Raw genomic sequence first — 19,942 nt, forward strand, 5'->3', positions numbered from 1 at the left:
AATGGTTGGATGCCTGCGAGTCTAGGTGCGGCCCCCGTGGCATTCGTCGTCTGAACGGACGATGAGCCGCTTGCGCCGAGGGCGGAACATGCATCCCATCCCCTTCCCCGGTCGCCGCACCCGCACGGGCCGTCGCACCGGGAGCGTCCCCTGGAGGCTCCATGACCACAGACCCGACACCGCCGTCCGACCCGGCCTCGCCCCTGCTGCTCGAACGCCTCGACGGCGGCGTTGCCGTGCTGCGCCTGAACCGGCCGCAGGCGACCAACGCCCTGTCGCTCGAACTTCAGGCCCTGCTGTCGCAGCGCTTCACCGAGCTGGCGACCGACGACACCGTGCGCTGCATCGTGCTCACCGGCGGCGACAAGGTGTTCGCAGCCGGTGGCGACATCACCAGCATGGCCGGCGCCGGCCCGATCGAGATCACCCAACGCCACACCGAACGCGTGTGGGGCCCCATCCAGCATTGCCCCAAGCCGGTGATCGCCGCAGTGTGCGGCTACGCCTACGGCGGCGGCTGCGAGCTGGCGATGCTGGCCGACATCATCGTCGCCGGCGAGGGCGCGCGCTTCTGCCAGCCCGAGATCCGCATCGGCATCATGCCCGGCATCGGCGGCACCCAGCGCCTGGTGCGCGCAGTCGGCAAGGCCAAGGCGATGCGCATGGCGCTCACCGGCAAGCCGATCAGCGCGCACGAGGCGTGGACCGCCGGCCTGGTGAGCGACCTTGTGGCCGACGACCAGGTGATCCCGACCGCGATCGAACTGGCGAGCGTCATCGCCGCCATGCCGCCACTCGCCGCCGAGCAGATCAAGGAGTGCATCCTGCTCGGCATGGATGCCCCGCTCGAGACCGCGCTGGCGATGGAACGCCGCGCCAACGCGCTGCTGTTTGCCTCGCGCGACCAGAAGGAAGGCATGCAGGCCTTCATCGACAAGCGGCCACCGCGCTTCGAAGGCCGCTGAAAGCCTGTCTCCACACATTCCACCCGAACCAGAGGAAGCACGATGTCCGACTCACCGATGACCCCGGCCCTTTTCAGACTCGATGGCTGCGTTGCCATCGTCACCGGCGCCGGCCGCGGCATGGGCCGCGGCGTGGCCGAGACCCTGGCACGCCAGGGCGCCACCGTGGCGATCAATGACTTCTTCCCCGAGCGCGCCGAGGCCGCAGCCGCCGAGCTGCGCGCCGCCGGGCTCAAGGCCCTGGCCGCGCCCGCCGACGTCACCGATTACAACGCCGTGCAGAAGATGGTCGCCGCCGTGCGCGAGCAGGCCGGCATCGTGGACGTCTACGTCTCCAATGCCGGCGTACCGACCACCGGCATGGGCTACGGCAAGTTCCTCGAGTCGAAACCGGAGGATTGGGAACGCTTCGTCAAGCTCAACATGTACGGCCTGATGAACGGCTGCCACGCCGTGCTGCCCGGCATGATCGAGAAGAAGTGGGGCCGCATCGTCGCCATCACCTCCGAGTCCTGGCGTGCCGCGGTACCGATGGGCATCGCCGCCTACGCCGCATCCAAGGCCGGCGTGGTCGGCTTCGTGCGCCAGCTCGCTGCCGAGGTCGGACGCAAGGGCGTGAATGTGAATGCCCTGTCGCTGGGCACGATGAACAACTGGGAAGGCTCGGAGGAGCTGGCACGCAAGAACTGCATCATCCCGCGCGCCGGCTCGCCTGCCGATGTCGGCGCCGGCGTGGCTTACCTCGCTTCGCGCGAGGCCGAGTGGGTCACCGGCCAGATCGTGCCGCTGAACGGCGGCGGCATCACCGCCTGAGGCGGGTCGGCAGCCCAGCGGGGCAGCCGCCGAGTTTCGCGCCAGGCACCGCTAGTCTGGCCGCGAATTCTGGAGGATGCCCTCGATGATGCGGGCAGTGCTGAGCAGGCGCTTGACCGACTCGCGGGTGAACGCGTGGGTGCGGTCATCGATGCCCTCACGCAGTGCGTCCCAGAGCCCGTCCTCGGTTCGCCGGACCTTGCCCCGTTGGCGCAGCTTCTCGAGCTTGCGCCGCACGGTTTCCTTGGGCAGCCCCGTCACCTGGACGAGGTCGGTCAGGCGCACCGGGCGATGTGCGCCCAGAAGAAAGCCATCCGGCGCCAGCAGTTCGGTAGGCGGCGCCCCCGGCCGGATGGCTTGTGCCACGTTGAGGTGAGCCAGCGTCCCCCACAGCATCGCGCTCTCGAGATCCATGTCGAGGGTCGTGGTCATCCGGCGCATGTGATCCACCAGATGGCGGTTGGCCGCAAAGGCAACCATGGTGAAGGCCTTGTCGATACGGCGATCAAGGTCGTCCATCTCTTCGTACTCCTGTCAGGCTGGCCCAAAATGGGCCAGCAGCGCTGTCATGATGTGGATCGAGCCGTTACTCTGCAACGCTGGCGTCCGGATGCGGACCCTGCGCTGACAGATCTCTCGCCATGAAACTACTCATTTCGGGCCTCGGCCCAGACACCGACCTGGACACGCTCCGCGAGCGCATGCGGCATTTCGGGCCGGTCCTCGACATCCTCGTCGTGCGCGAAGGTGATCCCGAGCGACCATGGTTCATCATCGACATGGACATCACGCCCGACGTTGCCACCGAAGTCGCCCGCCGCATCGACGGCATCTATTTTCACGGCAGCTTTGTACACGCACGCGTGATGCTCCATGACTGACACCCTGAGCCGACAACGGCGATCGAAAGTTCGTCTGTCGCGCTTGTCCCTCCGTCACGATATGCGCTTAAGCTAGGCACTCCGGATGCCAAACCTCGATTCCGTCTCGATCATGCCTAATCAGAAACACCTCGCCGCTGCGACCGGCGCCGCACTGCTGCTCGCGCTGTCGGCATGCACCGAAGCGCCCGTCCCCGACAGCGCTCCGCCCGCCGTCAGGCCGGCACTGATCGTCACCGTCGGCGCCCAGGACACGCACGATGCGCTGCGCTTGCCTGGGCGCATCCGCGCTGCCAAACGCGCGGAGCTTTCCTTCGACGTGCCGGGCTTCGTCGACCGCTTCAGTCTCGAGGAAGGCCGCGAGGTGAAGGCCGGCGAGGTGGTCGCGCGCCTCGACGACAGCGTGTACCGGGCGAGGCTGGCGTCCGCCCGGGCCGAGTTCGAGCGCGCAAGGAACGATCTCGCGCGCTACCAGCGCCTGTGGGACACCGAAATGGCGGTCGCCCGTGCCGAGGTCGATGATCGCAGCGCCCGCCTCGAGCTCGCACGCACCAACCTCGCCGCAGCCGAGCAGGATCTGGCCAACACGGTCATCAAGGCGCCCTTCGCCGGCGTCATCACGCGCCGCCGCATCGAACCCTTCACCAACGTCCAGGCCAAGCAGCCGATCGCGGACCTGCAGGACCTGCGTGCGCTCGAGGTGGTGGTGAACGTGCCCGAACGGCTGGTGCGGCGCCTGCAGCCGCATCAGGAAGCCGTCGCCTTTCTCGACGGCGAGCCCGGGCAGCCTTTGGCGCTGGCGCTCAGATCGTTTGCTGCCGAGGCCGACCCGCAGACCCAGACCTACGTCGTCGTGCTTGCGCTGCAGACCATGCCGGCAGGCCTGAACCTGCTGCCCGGCATGGCGGTGAACGTGGAGCCGCTGGCCGCAACCCCGCGCGGGCAAGACGCCTCGCCCGCGGCCGGCGCGGCGCTCACCATCCCGCTTGCCGCGGTCGCTGCCGACGCCCAGGGCCAGCCGGGTGTGTGGGTCGTGGATGAAGACGGTCGCGTTGCGCGCGCGCCGATCCGCACCGGCGCTGTCGTGGGCGCGGAGATCGTCGTCGAGTCCGGGCTGGTGCCGGGCCAGCGCATCGTCGGCGCCGGCGTCGGCGCGGTGCGCGAAGGCATGCTCGTGCGCCCGCTCGAGTCGCGCTGAACGCGGGGACCAGGCCATGAACATCGCCGAATACACGATCCGCAAAGCGGTCGTCGCCTGGGTCGCCACCGTGCTCGTGCTGGTGGGCGGCTGGTTGTCCTACGAACGCCTCGGACGCTTCGAGGACCCGGAGTTCATCATCCGCCAGGCGGTGGTCGTCACCGCCTATCCGGGGGCCTCGCCGGCGCAGGTGGCCGAGGAAATCACCGACCTGATCGAGGGCGCCGTGCAGCAGATGCAGGAGGTGGAGGAAGTCACCTCGGTGTCGCGCGCAGGCGAGTCCATGGTCAAGGTGGAGGCCAAGCTTGCCTTCTCCCGCAGCCAGGCCGAACTCGACCAGGTTTGGGACAAGCTGCGCAGCAAGATTGCCGAGGCCGCGCGCGCACTGCCGCCGGGTGCGGCAGAGCCGGTGGTCAAGAGCGACTTCGGCGATGTGTTCGCGCTCTTCTACGCGGTCACCGGCGACGGCTACAGCCCGCGCCAGCTGTGGGACTACGTCGATCTGCTGCGCCGCGAGCTGGTGCTGGTGCCTGGCGTGGCACGGGTGGCCCTGCTCGGCGAGCGCAAGGAGGCGATCTACGTCGAGGTGTCGAGCGCGCGTGCGGCGCAGCTTGGCGTGCCGCTCGACCGCATCTATGCCTCGCTGCGTGCGCAGAACCTGATCACCCCGGCCGGCGCGGTCACCGCTGGCCCGCTGCGCCTGCAGATCCAGCCTGCGGACGGCGTGCTGTCGGTCGACGCGCTCGGCGAGCTCGTGGTCGCAGGCGACACCAGCAGTGGCCTGCTGCGCCTGCGCGACGTGGCCGAGATCCGCCGCGAGTACGTCGATCCCCCGGCAGCGCTGATGCGCCACGACGGTCGCCCGGCGATCGGGTTGGGCATCTCCAACGTGCAGGGCGGCAACGTGGTCGAGATGGGCGACGCGGTCAAGCGCCGGCTGGCGGAGCTGGAGGGGCAGCGCCCGGTCGGGATGGAGCTGAACGTGGTTTCCTTCCAGTCGGACTCCGTGCGCGCCGCGGTGTCGGGCTTCGTCGACAACCTGGTCGCCGCGGTGGCGATCGTGGTGGTGGTGTTGCTGTTGTTCATGGGGCTGCGCAGCGGCCTGATCATCGGCGCGGTGCTGGTGCTGACGGTCGCCGGCACCCTGATTGCGATGCTGATGGACGGCATCGCCATGCAGCGCGTCTCGCTCGGTGCGCTCATCATCGCGCTGGGCATGCTGGTGGATAACGCCATCGTCGTCACCGACGGCATCCTGGTGCGGCTGCAGAAAGGCGAGCGGGTCACGGCGGCGGCGGGCGCGGTGGTGCGCGCCACGGTGTGGCCGCTGCTCGGCGGCACCGTGGTCGGCATCCTGGCCTTCAGCGCGATCGGGCTGTCGCCCTCGGACATGGGGGAGTACACCGCCTCCCTGTTCTGGGTGATCCTGTATTCGATGCTGCTGTCGTGGCTGTTCGCGATCACCCTGACACCGCTGCTGTGCGCCGCCTTCCTCAAGGTGAAGGCGGACGCGGAGGTGCACGAAGGCCGCCTGCTGCGCGCCTACCGCGGCCTGTTGCAGGGTGTGCTGTCGCACCGTCTCAGCAGCGGCCTGGTGCTGGCCGGCCTGCTGGCCGCAGGCGTGGTCGCGTTCGGCCATGTGCTGCCGGGCTTCATGCCCGATTCGGCGCGGCCGCAGTTCGTGGTCGACCTCGCCCTTCCCCAGGGCACCGACATCCACACCACGGCGGCAGTCGTCGCCCGCGCCGAGCAGAAGGTGCGCGCCGCCCCCGGCGTCACCCACATCTCCAGCTTCATCGGCCAGGGCGGCCTGCGCTTCATGCTCACCTACAGCCCGGAAGATCCCAACCCGGCGTATGGTCAGTTGCTGGTCGACGTCGAACGCTTCGAGGACATCTCCGGCCTCATCGACCGCCTGCAGCCCGAGCTTGAGGCGGCCTTCCCTGAAGCCAGCGTGAAGGTGTGGAAGTTCATGCTCGGCCGCGGCGGCGGCAAGAAGATCGAGGCTGCCTTCCGCGGCCCCGACCCGGCAGTGCTGCGCCAGCTCGCCGAGGAGGCCAAGGCGATCATGGCTGCCGACCCCGAGGCAGTGGCGATCCAGGACGACTGGCGCCAGGCGGTGCCGGTGGTGCGCCCGCGCTTCTCGGTCGAGGCCGCGCAGCGTGCCGGCGTGCTGCCGTCGGACATCGCCGCCGCGCTCGAGCGCCACTACGTCGGCCAGCAGATCGGCGTGTATCGCGAACACGAGCGCCTGATCCCGATCATGGCGCGGGCGCCGGCAGACGAACGCCACGGCGTCGAAGACCTCGGCAACGCCCAGGTGTTCAGCGCCGCCGCCGGCAAGTACGTGCCGGTGAGCCAGTTCGTCGAGCGCGTCGACACGGTGTGGGAAGACGCGCTGATCCGGCGCGAGAACCGCTTCCCCACCATCAAGGCACAGTGCGACCCGCCCGCCGGACAGCTGTCTGCGCCGCTGTTCGAGCGCCTGCGCCCGCAGATCGAGGCCATTGCGCTGCCGCCGGGCTACGTGCTCGAATGGCACGGCGAGCACAAGGCCTCTGCCGAGGCCAACGCCGGGCTGGCCGCCGCCGCGCCCTTCGGCTTTGCAGCGATGGTGGTGGCGGTGATCGTAATGTTCAATGGCCTGCGCCAGACCGCGGTGATCTGGCTCACGGTGCCGCTGGCGGTGGTGGGGGTGGCGGTCGGGCTGCTGCTGTTCCAGGCGCCCTTCGAGTTCATGGCCATCCTGGGCTTCCTGAGCCTGACCGGCATGCTGATCAAGAACGCGATCGTTCTGGTGGACCAGATCGACGTCGAGATCCGCGACGGCAAGCCGCGCCTGCTCGCGGTGCTGGACGCCTCGGCAAGCCGCGCACGGCCGGTCTTCCTCGGCGCCGCGACGACGGTGCTGGGGGTGGCGCCGCTGCTGGTCGATCCCTTCTTCCGCAGCATGGCGGTGACGATCATGTTCGGCCTGATCTTCGCCACCGGGCTGACCCTGGTGGTGGTGCCGCTGCTGTACGCGAGCTTCTTCCGCATCCGGAACGACGAGATGGAGGCGGGTCGATGAAGCGATCGCCACACCCTGTGCGCATGCTGCCCATTCTTGCGCTGCTGCTGGCGGCGTGCCAGCCCTCGCCCGTGGTCCGGCCCGAGCTTCCGGTGCCCGCCGCCTGGCCGCAGACCGGGCATGCGGACACGGACCCGGCCGGTGCCAGCCTGGCCACCTTGCCCTGGAACGCACTCCTCCCGGTGCCGGAGCTGCATGCCCTGATCGCGGACGCGCTCGCGGCCAACACGGATCTGCGCATCGCGATTGAACGCATCGAACTGGCGCGCGCGCAACACGGCATCGAGCGCGCCGCGCTGTTCCCGGGCATCAACGCCAGCGCGGCGGCGAGCCGCGAACGCATGCCGGGCTTCGACCCGCGCGAGAATCGCATCGGCGAAAGTGCGTCGCTGGGGCTGTCGCTGCCAGCTTGGGAGATCGACCTGTGGGGGCGGCTCGCCGCACGTGCCGAGGCTGCGCGCATGGAGGTTCTGGCCAGCGCCGCGCTGGCTGACGGCGTACGTACCAGCCTGATCGCGCAGGTGTCCTCGCTCTACCTCGAGCTGCTCGACCTGGACGCCCAGCAAGCGATCACCGAGCGCACGCTCGACGGCCGGCGCAAGGCGCTTCGGCTCACCCGTGCGCGCTTCGAGGAGGGCATCTCGTCCATCCTCGATGTCCGCCAGGCCGAATCCCTGCTGGCCGGATCGGAGCAGGCCCTGGCCGACCAGGCACGACGCAGTGCCCAGGCCGAGAACGCGCTCGCCGTGCTGCTGGGGCGCAATCCGGGCCCGATCCCGCGCCACACCCGGCTGGACGACCTGGGCCCGCCGCAACGGGTCACCGCCGGCCTGCCTGCCGAACTGCTGCAGCGGCGCCCGGACATCCGCGCCGCCGAGGCGTCCCTGCTGGCCGCCGGGGCCAACGTGGAGGCCGCGCGCAAGGCCTTGCTGCCGCGGATCACACTGACCTCGCTGCTCGGCTTCGCGACCACCGATCTCGCGCAACTGTTCGACAGCGGCCGCCATGCCTGGTCGCTGCAGCCCGCGATCGGCTTGCCCCTGTTCGATGGCGGACGGCTGCAGGCCGGAGTCGATGCCGCCGAAGCCCAGCAGCGCATCCTGGTCGAGCAGTACGCCGCCGTCGTGCGCCAGGCGTTTCGCGAGGTGAGCGATGCACTCGCCGCGTTCGAGCACCTGAGCCGGCAGCGCGAGGCGACCCGCGCCGTGGTGCTCGCCAACCGCGAACGCCTGCGGGTGAGCAACGCCCGTTACCTGGCGGGGATCTCGAGCTATTTCGAAGTGATCGATGCCGAGCGCCAGTTGTTCGACAGCGAACTCGGCCTGTCCCAGACCACCCGCGCCCTGCACCAGGCGGTCGTACAACTGTACCGGGCGCTCGGGGGCGGGCTGTCCGACGCGCAGGCGGGCTGACGCCCGCGTTGCGCCCGCCTGCGCTCAGGCCAGGCGGAAGCGCCCGGAGAGTTCGTCCAGTGTACGCGCCAGCGCATCCAGCCCGGCAGCCGACTGCGCGCTGCGACCGGCACTTGCGGACAGATCGCCGGTGCCGCTGGACACGCTGTCGATACGGCGCACGATCTCGCGGGTGGATTCGGCCTGGGCCTTGATCAGCTCACCGATGCTGCCCACGGCCTCGAACACCGCATGGGTGCCCTCGCGGATGCTTTCGACCGAGACCTCGGCTTCGCGCGACAGCCCCTCTCCTGCCGCAACGCGCTCGACAACCTGCTTCATGCCGGCAGACACGCCGCGGGTACGGTCCTGGATGTCGCTGATGGTGACGATGATCTCCTGCGTCGACGCTGCCGTGCGTTCGGCGAGCTTGCGCACCTCATCGGCGACAACGGCGAAACCGCGCCCCTGTTCGCCTGCACGCGCGGCTTCGATCGCGGCGTTGAGGGCCAGCAGGTTGGTCTGCTCCGCCACCTCGCGGATGACATTGACCACGCCGCTGATGCGCTGCGACAGTTGCTCGAGCTCCTTGACCTGGACCGCCGTGCTGTCGACCACCTCGGCGACACGGTGCATCTCCTTGGCCATGCTGCGGATGAACTGGCGGCTGTCCTCGGCGCGGGCCGAGGAGCGCTCGGTGGTCTGCAGCGACACGCTGGCATGCGTCTCGACCTGGTCGATCGACTCGACCAGGGCGTTGGCGGCCTCGGACATGCGATTGAGCGCCTCTTCCTGCGACAGCGCATGCTCCGAGGCCGTGCCGGCGATGTCCGACATCTGGCGCGCCTCCACCCCGAGCTGCTTCACCTCGCGGCGCAGGTCGTCGACCAGGCCGTGGAGACGGTCGCGCATGTGGCCGATTTCGCCGAGCAACACCCCGAACTCGTCGGCCCCCAGCGCAGGCACGCTCACCGAGAGGTCGCCCTCCGCGATCGAGCGGGCGACGCCGGACGCCACGCCGAAGGCGGTGCGCAGGCGCCGGAGCGTGCTCACCGCGATGAAGACGCCGCACACGGTGCCGATGACCGAGAGCGCGATATAGGCAGTGATGGTGGCGTGGTAGCGCTGCTGCGCGGCCTCGTACATGCGCGCGGTAAGGTCGGTCTGGTGGGCATGCAGCGCCGCCAGGGCCTCGCCCGTGGCATCGCCCGCGGGCTCACCGCCCTGGACGAAGGCGCTCATGTAGGTCGGGCGAAAGTAGCCGGTGCGCAGCGAGGCAAGCACTTCGTCGACCTGGGCCAGCCACTCGCGGTAGTGCGCCTCGAACGCCTCGAACAAGGCTTCTTCCGCGGGGTCGCGCAGGCGCTCGCGCTGCGTCTGCAACAGGGCCTCGATCTCGCCGGTGTTGCGATCGATCTGCTCCAGATAATGCGACAGCGGGCGCTCGTGCGCCGAAGCCAGGCCGCCCTCGGGGTCGAGCTGGAAGGCCAGCGGGACCAGGCGGCGGTTCGACAACAGCCGCAACTGGATCGCCTCGAGCCGCCCCAGCGTGGCGATATTGATCTCGTGAACCTCGCGCAGGGATTCCTTGGCCTGGTGGAGTCCGTACCAGCCGAACGCCACCGCGGCCAGGAACAGGAAGCCGGAAACCGCCGCCCAGATCCACAGGCGCTGTGCAATGCTGAGTTTCGTCACGCTGGGATCCCCCCGTCAGCCCGCTGCACGCACGCGGTTGAGCGCCGGGTCGTTCGGCGCGTTGAGCACGCACATGGTGCCGGCCGGGTGGTAGATGTAGGGCACGCAGCGGTTGCAGTTGATGCAGCCCGAGGCCGTGGCCTCGCCGCGCGCGAACTTGTTGACCAGCTGTGCGTCGTGGATCAGCGGCCGCGCCATCACCACCGCGTCGAAGCCCTCGGCCATGGCCTGCTCGGCGTTGGCGAGCGAGCGCGCACCGCCCAGGTAGCCCAGGGGCACATCGACTGCAGCACGGATGCGGCGCGAGTATTCGAGGAAGTACATCTCGCGGAAGCTCACCTTGGGCGTGCCGAACTGCGCCAGCTTCATCATCAGCCCGGTGAGCCAGCTGCCCTTGAGCACCTTCTTCATCTCGTCCATGTCGAAGTTGCTGCCGAACATGAACCAGCCCGACTCGATGTTGCGCCCGCCTGACAACACCAGCAGGTCGGCACCCGCCTCCTGCAGCAGGCGGGCGGTGACGATGGCATCGTCCACCGTCGCGCCGCCGGCCACGCCGTCGGCCACGTTGATCTTGGCGAGCACCGCCATCTGCCGGCCGACCTTGTCCTTGACCCGGCGCAGCACCTCGGCCGGAAAGCGCGCGCGCTTGGCCGCAGTGCCGCCATAGTCGTCCTTGCGCTTGTTGGAGAGCGGCGAGATGAACTGGTTGAGCAGGTAGCCGTGACCCATGTGGATCTCGACCGCGTCGAAGCCGGCCTCGCGACACAGCTCGGCGGCGTCGACGAACTGCTGGGCGACGAGATCCATGTCAGCGCGGGTCATCGCGCGCTGAAAGAGGTTGCCGCGCATCATGCCGGCCTTGTTGATGCCGCCCGAGGCGCTCATGGTCGGCCCGTCGACCTTGAGCGAGGTGACGAAGGAGCCGCCATGGGTGAGCTGGTAGGAGATCGCGCCGCCCTCCGCGTGCACGGCATCGGCCAGGGCCTTGAGGTCGGGCAGGATCTCGCGGCGCATCCACACCTGGTTGGGCAGGGTACGGCCGACCTTGGCGACCGCGCCGTAGGCCACGGTGGTGAGACCCACACCGCCAGCGGCCATGTCGCGGTGGTGTTTGACCAACGCCTTCGTGGGCGCGCCATGGAGCACCATGCCCTCGTTGGCGCCGGCGCGGATGAAGCGGTTGCGCAGGCTGATCGGCCCCAGCTGGAAGGGGGCGAACAGTTGATTCTTCTGGCTCATGGATGCCTCATGGTGTCGATGGCTGGGCTGCGCTGACGCAGCGCAATCACGCAGAAACACGCAACTGCGCCCTCAGTTCGTTCTTGGCGACCTTGTTCGAAGCATTGACCGGCAGCGATACGAAGAAGCGCACCATGCGCGGCACCTTGTAGTTGGCCATGCGCTCGCGCGACCAGGCGATGAGCCCGGCTTCGTCCAGCGCCTGGCCGGGACGCAGCACGACGCAGGCGCAGCCGACCTCGCCCATGCGCTCGTCGGGCACGCCGATCACCGCCACCTGGGCGATCGCCGGGTGGGCGGTGAGCGCGGCCTCGATCTCGGCCGGGTAGCAGTTGAAGCCGCCGACGATGAACATGTCCTTGAGGCGGTCGGTGATGCGCAGGTAGCCGCGCGCGTCCAGGGTGCCGACGTCGCCCGTGTGCAGCCAGCCCTCGGCGTCGATGGTCTCGGCGGTGGCCTTGGCGTCCTGGAAGTAGCCCTGCATGACGTGGAAGCCGCGCAGGCAGATCTCGCCCGCCTCGCCGGCCGGCAGCGGGCGGTTGTCGGCGTCGACGATGCTCACCTCGGTGCCGGGGATGGCATGACCGCTGGTGAGGGCGACCGTCTCGGCGTCGTCGTCGGCAGCGCAGATCGTGGCCAGGCCGCCGCATTCGGTCAGGCCGTAGGCGGTGAGCACGACCTTGAAGCCGAGCTCGCGACGCATGCGCTCGATCAGCACCGGCGGGATGGTCGACGCACCGGTCACCGCCACGCGCAGGCTGGAGAGATCGGTGTGCGCCAGCTTCGGATGCGCAAGCATCGACAGATAGAGCGTGGGCGGCCCCGGCAGCACGCTGATGCGGTCGGCCTCGATGCGGCGGAACACCGCCTCGGCGTCGAACACCGGGTGCGGCAGCACGGTGGCACCGGCGATCAGGCAGGTGACCCAGCCGGCCTTGTAGCCGAAGGTGTGGAAGAAGGGATTGACGATCAGGTAGCGATCGCCGGCCCGGATGTCGGCGATCTTCACGTACTCGATGAAGGCCTGGATGATCTGGCGGTGGGCGCTGACCACGCCCTTGGGGCGGCCGGTGGTACCCGAGGTGAACATCAGGTCGGACATGTCGCCAGGCTGCACGCCCGCGGCGCGCGCGCGCGCCAGCGCTTCGCCCACGCCCGCAGCGCTGGCGATGAAGCTGTCCCAGTCGGTGTCGGCATGTGCGCCGGCGTGGCCGATCGCGACCACCTTTTCCAGCGTGGCCGGGCGGCAGTCGGCTAGCATGGCGGGGTAATCGACGTCCAGGAAGCGGTCTACGGCGAAGAGGACGCGGGCGCCACTGCGCTCGATGATGTCGGCTGCCTCGGCGCCCTTCATGCGCGTGTTGATCGGCACCATCGCCGCGCCGGCGCAATGGATGCCGAGCGCGGCGAGGATCCATTCGGCGCGGTTCTCGGCCCAGATCGCGACACGGTCGCCAGGTGCAATGCCATGGGCGATCAGGGCGCGGCCGACGGCGAACACGTGCGCAGGCAGGTCCGCATAGCGGATGCGGCGGTCGCCGTCTTCGATGAAGATGCGCTCGCCGTGGCGTTGCGCGGCCTCGAGGACGAGTGCGGGCAGGGTGCGGGCGGCGGGGGCGGTGAATGCTGCAGTCATGGTCGTTCCGGGAGTGTTGCGGCGGCTCAGATGCTCATGACGAACTGGCCGCTGTCGACGCGCAGCTCGATACCATTGACCGCGCGCGAACCATCCTCGGCAAGGAACAGGATGGCGGCGGCGACATCCTCGGGCAGGCAGGCGCGGTTCATCGGGTCGGCGTCGATGGTGAAGCGTGCCGGGTCGATGCCCTTCGGGTACGAGCCCGCAGTCATCGGCGTCATGATGCCGTCGGGGTGGATGGAATTGCAGCGGATGCGGTACTTGGCCTTGCGGCAATGCGCGGCAACCGCGCGCGTGAGGCCCGAGATGGCGGCCTTGGAGGCGCCGTAGGCGGCGTAGTCTTCCTTGGCGGCAATGCCGGCGATCGAGGACATGTTGATGATCGAGCCACCGCTGCCGGTCTTCATCAGCGCCACGGCGGCCTTGCAGCCGAGGAAGACGCTGTCGGCGTTGACCCGCATGAGGCGCTGCCAGTCGTCCAGCGAGGCGTCCTCGATCGATCCCTTGATCAGGATGCCGGCGTTGTTCACCAGGATGTCGAGGCGACCGAAGCGCTCGCGCACCGTCGCCATCACCGCGTCCCAGTCGGCCGCCGAAGCGGCATCCTGAAGGATGAAGAACGCCTTGCCGCCGAGCCCGGCGGCAAGTGACGCACCCGCGTCGGCGTTGAGGTCGGTGAACACGACCTGGGCGCCTTCCCTGACGAACAGTTCCACCGTTGCACGGCCAACGCCGCTCGCGCCCCCGGTGACGAGCGCCACCTTGCCTTCGATTCGTCCTGCCATGTGCGCTGTCTCCTGTCGATTCGTCACGCGTTGGCCGCGATGTGGTGCGCGGCGATGTAGCCGAAGGTCATCGCCGGCCCGATGGTGGCGCCGGCGCCCGGGTAGGCGGTCCCCATGACCGAGGCCGAGGTGTTGCCGATGGCGTAGAGGCCTTCGATCGCAGAACCGTCCGCGCGCACCACGCGGGCATGGGCGTCGGTCAGCAGCCCGCCCTTGGTGCCGATGTCGCCGGCGTCCATGCGCATGGCGTAGAACGGGCCCTTTTGGATCGGCGCCAGGCAGGGATTGGGCTTGACGTTGACGTCGCCGTAGTAGCGGTCGAACACGCTGTCGCCGCGGCCGAAATCGGCGTCCTTGCCGCTGCTGGCATAGGCGTTCATCTTCGCCACCGTGTCGTTGAGTCCGGCGGGATCGACGCCGATCTGGCGCGCCAGCTCGTCGAGGGTGTCGGCCTTCCAGTACACGCTGCCCAGCCACTCCTTGCGCAGGCGGCTGTCGGGCATGATCTGCGCCGGCATCAGCGGCCCCATCGCGTAGTTGAAACGGAAGTGGGCGTCGAAGATGCACCACGCCGGCACATTCTTGCCGCCGGTGGCGTCACGGTCCTTGTACATGGCGTCGCCGAACTCGAGGTAGCCCTGGGCTTCGTTGCAGAAGCGCTTGCCGAGGCTGTTGACCACGATCGCGCCGGGGAAGGCGCGCTCGGCGAACACGCCGCGCGGCTTGTCCTCGCCGACCACGGCGATGGTCGGCGCCCACCACGCCCATTCGAGCAGGTCGGTGGCGGCCCCCGCAGCCATGCCGGCCTCGAGCGCGGCGCCGGTGTTGTTGCCCGGCGGCGTGGCGCTCCAGGCGGCCTTGGTGGGCTGCGGCAGGTACTTCTCGCGCAGCGCCTGATTCTGTTCGAAGCCGCCGGCGCCGAGGATCACGCCGCAGCGGGCCATCAACGTCAGCTCACGGCCTTCGCGCGAGACGCGGACACCGATGACACGGTCGCCATCGAGCACGAGCTCGCGGAAGTCCGTCTTCAGCCACAGCGGCACCTTGCGGTCGAGCAGCGAGGCACGCAATGCACACACCAGCGAACTGCCGAGGCCGGCGCGGCGGTCGAACTTGCTCTTCCTGCGCCACCTGAAGTCGAACTTGTAGCGCAGCATCAGGCCGAGCACCTTGAAGCGCCAGCCGCGCTCGCGCGCCATGGCGACGTGGGCGTCGCGCGCGGTCCACGCGATGCGGCCCATGAGCAGGGTCGAAGGCGAAGGCCGGCGCAGGTTGGCGAGCTCGTCGCCGAGCGTGCTGGTATCGAACAGCTCGGGGTCGAGCGAGCGGCCGCCGGGCAAGGCGCCGGGCAGGTGCTGGTAGTAGTCGGGGTACTTCTCGGCCACCGCGTAGCGCACGCGGGACTTGTCCTCGAGGTACTTGATCATCTTGGGCGCGTGGTCGAGGTAGGCGCGCACCTTGGTCTCGTCGGCCTTGCCGCCACCGGCTGCCAGGATGTACTGCAGCGCCTTGTCGTAGCTGTCCTGGCCGCCCTTGGCCTTGAAGTAATGGTTGTTGGGAATCCAGATGCCGCCACCGGAGATCGCCGAGGTGCCGCCGAACTTGTCGCTCTTCTCGATCACCAGTACCGACAGCCCCTGGTCGGCGGCGACTACCGCCGAGGTCATCGCGCCCGCACCGGAGCCGACGACGATGACGTCCCAGCCCATCTGTGACTGATCTTGCACGCTCACGCTCCACCCCTGATCTTGTTGGAATGTGGGCGATGGTGGCGGCAGGCCGGGCACGCTTCATCGTCAATGCGGACTAGACGCGCACGCGCCGGTCGGCATGCGCGCCGACATCATCCAATCGAGGGATGCGGCACAGGCTGCGGGCTCCGATGATCGTGCGCGGAGACCTCCATGCAGCCAGATACGATAAGGAAAAGCACATGAGCACAAGCCCTTCCCCCACTCCCGACGCACCGCCCCGCCACAGCCCCGCCCGCGCCTGCCGGGTCGAGGAGGTGCCGCACTGGGACATCGAGACCGACATCGCCGTGATCGGCTTCGGTGCCGCCGGCAGCTGCGCGGCGATCGAGGCGCGCGCGGCCGGCGCCGACGTCCATGTCTTCGAGGTGGCAGCCGCCCCCGGCGGCAGCGCCTCGTGGTCGGGCGGCGAGGTCTATGTCGGCGGCAGCGGCGGCACCCGCGTGCAGCGCGAGCACGGCTTCGAGGACAGCACCGAGGATCTGCGCACCTACCTGATGATGGCCGGCGGCCCGGGCGCCGACGCGGACCGCGTGCGTCTGTACGCCGAAGAGGCCGCCGCCCACTTCGATTGGCTGGAGGCCCAGGGCGTGCCGTTCAAGGGCACTTACCTGCCGGGCAAGTGGATCGAGCCCACCACCGACGACACCCTGCTGTGGTCGGGCAGCGAGGCGGCCTGGCCGTTCAGCGCCAAGGCCAAGCCGGCGCCGCGCGGCCACACTGCGCAGTTCGAGGGCTGGGGCGGCGGCAAGGTGCTGATGGAGAAGCTGTGTGCGCGCGCCGAAGCCATGGGCGCGGTCGTGCATTGCAACAGCCGCGCGCTCAGCCTGATCGTGGACCGGACGAACAGCGTGGTCGGCGTGATCGTGCGCATCGAGGGCGCGGAAAAGTACGTGCGCGCCCGCAGGGGCGTGATCCTGTGCGCCGGGGGCTTCATCGTCAATCGCGAGATGGTGGCGCGTTTTGCGCCCGGCGCGCTGGCCTGCTCGGAGATCGTCTCCGGCGGCAACGACGACGGCTCGGGCATCCGCATGGGCATGAGCGTGGGCGGCGCCACGATCCACATGGAACAGTTCTTTGCCACCATCCCCTTCTTCCCGCCCGAGTCGCTGGTGAAGGGCATCTTCGTCAATGCGCGCGGCGAGCGCTTCATCAACGAGGACGCCTACCACGGCCGTGTCGGCCACTACGTGTTGCGCCAGCCCGAGGGCAAGGCCTGGCTACTGGTCGATAACGAGATCTTTGGCCGTCCGGTGATCCAGCCCGACCTCAAGATTGCCGCAGTCGGCGAGACCTGGGAGGAGGTGGAGCAGGAGCTTGGCCTGCCCACCGGCAGCCTGGTGCACACGGTGGCCGAGTTCAACCGCCATGCGGCCGAAGGCGAGGATCCCTTGCTGCACAAGGCGGCGAACTGGCTGCGTCCGCTCACCGAAGCGCCCTTCGCCGCGCTCAGCTACTGCAGCGAGGACATGAAGGCCCACGCCTTCACCATGGGCGGCCTGCACACGCGGCCCAGCGGCGAGGTGCTCGACGCGGATGGCCAGCCGATCGCCGGCCTGTACGCCGCCGGGCGCACGGCCTGCGGCCTGCCGCGCTGGGGCGAGGGCTACAGCTCGGGGATGTCGCTCGGCGACTCGACCTTCTTCGGCCGCCAGGCCGGACTGGCCGCTGCCCGGCGCTAGAGACGGCGCCGCGGGGGCGACGCACAACCACGACGCCAGAGCGGAAACGCCGCGCACACCCACCTGGGGTGGCGCGGCGTTTTTCGTTACCGCAGGACTGCACGCCCTGCCAGAGGCCGTCGCGGCGACGACCTCCTCCGGCGTGCCAGGCTCAGGGCGTGACCTGCGCCTCCATCATCGCCAGGAAGTGCTCGGAGTACGGCGGCAGCAGGCCCCATTCGCGGCGCGGATCGTAGGCCGGCGCCTTGAACACCGTGCGGGTGTGGCTGAACTCGAGGAAGCCTTCGCGGCCGTGGTAATGCCCCATGCCCGAATCGCCCACGCCACCGAAGGGGGCGTCTTCCATCGCGGCGTGGAACATCGCCTCGTTGATCGTGACGCCGCCCGACAGGGTGTGCTCGAGCACGCGCTGCTGCTCGGCCGCATCCTCGCCGAAGTAGTACAGCGCCAGCGGACGCGGGCGGCCGTTGATGTCGGCGATCACGGCGTCGATCGCGTCATAGGGCTTCACCACCACCGCCGGGCCAAAGATCTCCTCCTGCATGATCTTCGCGCCTTGCGGCGGATCGATGACGATGGCGAGCGGACGCTGACGCCCCGCCGCGTCCGCCGCCAGCGGGGCCGGGGCGCATTCCACCCGGGCGCCCGCCTGGGCGGCGTCGCTGAGGTAGGACTCGACACGCGCCAGATGGCGCTCGTTCACCACCGCGACCATGTCCGGGTTGCCGGCCACGCTGGGGAACAGCTCGCCGAAGCTGCGCTTGAGCGCAGCAACGAAATCCTCGAGTTGCTCGCGAGCCACGTAGACGACGTCCGGGTTCACGCACAGCTGGCCGCCGTTACTCGCCTTCGCGGCGGCGATGCGGAAGGCCGCGGTCGCCAGGTCGGCGCTGCGGGCGACGATGGTGGGCGACTTGCCACCCAGTTCCAGCGTCACCGGCACCAGGTTCTGCGCTGCGTTGCGCATCACCGCCTTGCCGACCTGGGTGCTGCCGGTGAACACAATGTGGTCGAAGGGCTGGGCGGTGAAGGCCTCGCCCATGTCCGGGCCGCCGGTAACGACGCCGACCACGAGCGGATCGAACATGTCCACCACCGCCTCGGCCACCACCTGCGCGGTACGCGACACCACCTCCGAAGGCTTGAGAATGGCGCGGTTGCCAGCGGCGAGCGCGCTGGCGAGCGGGCTGAACAGGGTAAACAGCGGCGCGTTCCAGGTGCCGATGATGCCCACCGTACCCTTGGGCTGATACATCACCCAGGCCTGGGCGCCGAGCTGGTCATAGGGCGGGAAGGGGGTGCGCGGCTCGCTCGCCATCCACGGCTCGAAGTGGTCGCGGGCGTACTTGAGCGAGGTCAGCGAACCGAGCACGTCGTTCATCAGCGAATAACCCTTGGGGCGGCCGCCGAAGTCGGCATCCATCGCCTCGACGAGGGGCTTGTGATACTTCACCAGCAGGTCGATGGCGGTCTGGATGCGGCGCTTGCGCTCGGCCGCGGGGACGGCGCCGGCGGCGGCAAAGGCCTGCTTGTGCGCCTGCAGCAGCAGGCCTAGGTCTTCCGGGCGGGTGATGATCTGTCTGTTCACGGCAAGCACTCCGGGGTCGAAGGTCGATAAAGGAAGGGCGGGCGGGTCGGCGCCGGACACGCACTCCGGTTGCTGACCCTGCACACGCAATCATGGGCGGACCATACCCTGCGCCCGCAGGCCTTGCGTAGTCCAATCGGACGAGCGCATCGGCAGCGCTGCCCGCTGTGCCGGGAAAACCGTTAGTCCGTTGGGACGATGCCTGCGCCCCTGCCCCACTTTCATACTCGGCACCATCTCCACCCGTCCCGCGAGACACGACATGACGACGCACAAGGGGTTCGACCCCCAGGACTTCCGCGCGGCGCTCGGCACCTTCACCACCGGCGTCACCATCATCACCACCCGCGCCGCGGACGGCGAGCCCATCGGGATCACCGCCAACAGCTTCAACTCGGTGTCGTTGAACCCGCCGCTGGTGCTGTGGAGCCTGGCCAAGAACGCACGCAGCCGCGAGGCCTTCGCCAACGCCAAGCACTGGAACGTGCATGTGCTGTCGGCCGCACAGGAGGCCTTGTCGGGCCGCTTCGCGCGCCAGGGCGAAGACAAGTTCTCCGGGCTTGAGCTCGACGAGGGCATCAGCAAGGCGCCGCTGCTCAACGGCTGCACCGCCCGCTTCCAGTGCCGCACCGCGTTCAGCTACGACGGCGGCGACCACATCATCTTCGTCGGCGAAGTCCTCGCCTACGACCGCAGCGAACTGCCGCCGCTGGTGTTCCAGAGCGGCCAATACGCGCTTGCCGCGCGCAAGCCGCGCGAGGAAGTGCGCCTGGGTTCGACGCCGCCGCCCGAATGCAGCTACACCGAGGACCTGCTCGGCTACCTGCTCGGCCGCGCCCACTACCAGATGCTGCACGCGCTGCGCCAGTTGCTGAGCACGCAGGCGCTCGACGAGCGCTCCTTCTTCATCCTGTCGGTGCTGTCGATCCGCGACGGGCTAAGCCTGCAGGAGATCAACGGCTTCATCTCCTACACCGGCATGCTCGCGGACGAGACGTCGATGAGCGCGCTGGAGTCGCAGCGGCTGGTGGCCATCGAGCAGGACGAGGAGCGGACCCGCTACGTGCTGACGGCCGACGGCCGTGAAGCCTCGCTGCGCCAGATCGCGCTCGCCAAGGCGGTGGAAGAGGACGTTGCCGCCAAGCTCGGCACCGGCGACACCATGGCCTTGAAGCTGCTGCTCAAGCGCCTGATCGCTTCCAGCGACCCCGGCATGCCCGACCTGTGGTCGCCACGCTGACC

15 protein-coding genes are annotated in these 19,942 nt (G+C 69.1%); 8 read left to right on the top strand and 7 right to left on the bottom strand.

Annotated elements, in window-relative coordinates; translation table 11 throughout:
• Positions 1 to 161: 161 nt before the first annotated feature.
• Together C662_RS04160 and C662_RS04165 are read left to right on the top strand one after the other, a co-directional pair.
• On the top strand, positions 162 to 965 hold the full coding sequence (locus tag C662_RS04160) for an enoyl-CoA hydratase (protein WP_002925326.1): 804 nt from the start codon (positions 162 to 164) through the stop codon (positions 963 to 965).
• 42 nt (positions 966 to 1,007) lie between these two features.
• The gene (locus C662_RS04165; protein WP_232433211.1) at positions 1,008 to 1,778 is read left to right on the top strand and encodes an SDR family NAD(P)-dependent oxidoreductase; all 771 of its coding nucleotides are present in this window, start codon (positions 1,008 to 1,010) and stop codon (positions 1,776 to 1,778) included.
• A 51-nt stretch (positions 1,779 to 1,829) separates the two neighbouring features.
• Here C662_RS04165 and C662_RS04170 read toward each other — a convergent pair whose 3' ends face one another.
• Positions 1,830 to 2,297: a helix-turn-helix domain-containing protein gene (locus C662_RS04170; RefSeq protein ID WP_002925331.1), complete on the bottom strand. Its 468-nt coding sequence runs from the start codon at positions 2,295 to 2,297 to the stop codon at positions 1,830 to 1,832.
• 122 nt (positions 2,298 to 2,419) lie between these two features.
• Here C662_RS04170 and C662_RS04175 point away from each other — a divergent pair, with 122 nt between their 5' ends.
• The 4 genes from C662_RS04175 to C662_RS04190 all read left to right on the top strand — a co-directional run bounded on the left by C662_RS04175 (position 2,420) and on the right by C662_RS04190 (position 8,339).
• On the top strand, positions 2,420 to 2,659 hold the full coding sequence (locus tag C662_RS04175) for an RNA recognition motif domain-containing protein (RefSeq protein ID WP_002925334.1): 240 nt from the start codon (positions 2,420 to 2,422) through the stop codon (positions 2,657 to 2,659).
• A gap of 112 nt (positions 2,660 to 2,771) precedes the next feature.
• Positions 2,772 to 3,857: an efflux RND transporter periplasmic adaptor subunit gene (locus C662_RS04180; protein WP_232433212.1), complete on the top strand. Its 1,086-nt coding sequence runs from the start codon at positions 2,772 to 2,774 to the stop codon at positions 3,855 to 3,857.
• A 16-nt stretch (positions 3,858 to 3,873) separates the two neighbouring features.
• Positions 3,874 to 6,927, top strand: coding sequence for an efflux RND transporter permease subunit (locus C662_RS04185; protein ID WP_002925338.1), 3,054 nt, complete (start codon positions 3,874 to 3,876; stop codon positions 6,925 to 6,927).
• A complete protein-coding gene (locus tag C662_RS04190) occupies positions 6,924 to 8,339 on the top strand; it encodes an efflux transporter outer membrane subunit (protein ID WP_002925340.1) in 1,416 nt (471 codons plus the stop codon). Before C662_RS04185 ends, C662_RS04190 begins: the two co-directional genes overlap by 4 nt.
• 24 nt (positions 8,340 to 8,363) lie before the next feature.
• On the opposite strand, the gene C662_RS04195 is transcribed toward C662_RS04190, so the two are convergent.
• From C662_RS04195 to C662_RS04215, 5 genes are read right to left on the bottom strand one after another with little or no spacing between them, the layout of a single operon-like run.
• Positions 8,364 to 10,013, bottom strand: a complete 1,650-nt coding sequence (locus C662_RS04195; RefSeq protein WP_002925342.1) for a HAMP domain-containing methyl-accepting chemotaxis protein — start codon at positions 10,011 to 10,013, stop codon at positions 8,364 to 8,366.
• Positions 10,014 to 10,028: 15 nt separating this feature from the next.
• Positions 10,029 to 11,255: an NADH:flavin oxidoreductase gene (locus C662_RS04200; protein ID WP_002925344.1), complete on the bottom strand. Its 1,227-nt coding sequence runs from the start codon at positions 11,253 to 11,255 to the stop codon at positions 10,029 to 10,031.
• 46 nt (positions 11,256 to 11,301) lie between these two features.
• Positions 11,302 to 12,891 (bottom strand): FadD3 family acyl-CoA ligase, encoded by a 1,590-nt coding sequence (locus C662_RS04205; protein ID WP_002925346.1) that lies wholly within the window; start codon positions 12,889 to 12,891, stop codon positions 11,302 to 11,304.
• Positions 12,892 to 12,917: 26 nt separating this feature from the next.
• Positions 12,918 to 13,679 (bottom strand): SDR family oxidoreductase, encoded by a 762-nt coding sequence (locus C662_RS04210; RefSeq protein ID WP_002925348.1) that lies wholly within the window; start codon positions 13,677 to 13,679, stop codon positions 12,918 to 12,920.
• Positions 13,680 to 13,702: 23 nt separating this feature from the next.
• Positions 13,703 to 15,406, bottom strand: coding sequence for an FAD-binding protein (locus C662_RS04215; RefSeq protein WP_232433213.1), 1,704 nt, complete (start codon positions 15,404 to 15,406; stop codon positions 13,703 to 13,705).
• A gap of 206 nt (positions 15,407 to 15,612) precedes the next feature.
• Between C662_RS04215 and C662_RS04220 the strand changes: the two genes are divergently transcribed.
• Positions 15,613 to 17,112, top strand: a complete 1,500-nt coding sequence (locus C662_RS04220; protein WP_002925353.1) for an FAD-dependent oxidoreductase — start codon at positions 15,613 to 15,615, stop codon at positions 17,110 to 17,112.
• A 151-nt stretch (positions 17,113 to 17,263) separates the two neighbouring features.
• Here the strand turns inward: C662_RS04220 and C662_RS04225 are convergent, their stop codons facing one another.
• Positions 17,264 to 18,700 carry an aldehyde dehydrogenase family protein gene (locus C662_RS04225; protein WP_002925355.1) on the bottom strand — a complete coding sequence of 479 codons (1,437 nt, stop codon included), beginning with the start codon at positions 18,698 to 18,700 and terminating at the stop codon, positions 17,264 to 17,266.
• A 262-nt stretch (positions 18,701 to 18,962) separates the two neighbouring features.
• On the opposite strand from C662_RS04225, the gene C662_RS04230 reads away from it, so the two are divergent.
• Positions 18,963 to 19,940, top strand: coding sequence for a flavin reductase family protein (locus C662_RS04230; RefSeq protein WP_002925356.1), 978 nt, complete (start codon positions 18,963 to 18,965; stop codon positions 19,938 to 19,940).
• The last annotated feature ends 2 nt before the right edge of the window (positions 19,941 to 19,942 follow it).

This window comes from Thauera sp. 28 (assembly GCF_000310145.2).
Lineage (GTDB): Bacteria > Pseudomonadota > Gammaproteobacteria > Burkholderiales > Rhodocyclaceae > Thauera > Thauera mechernichensis.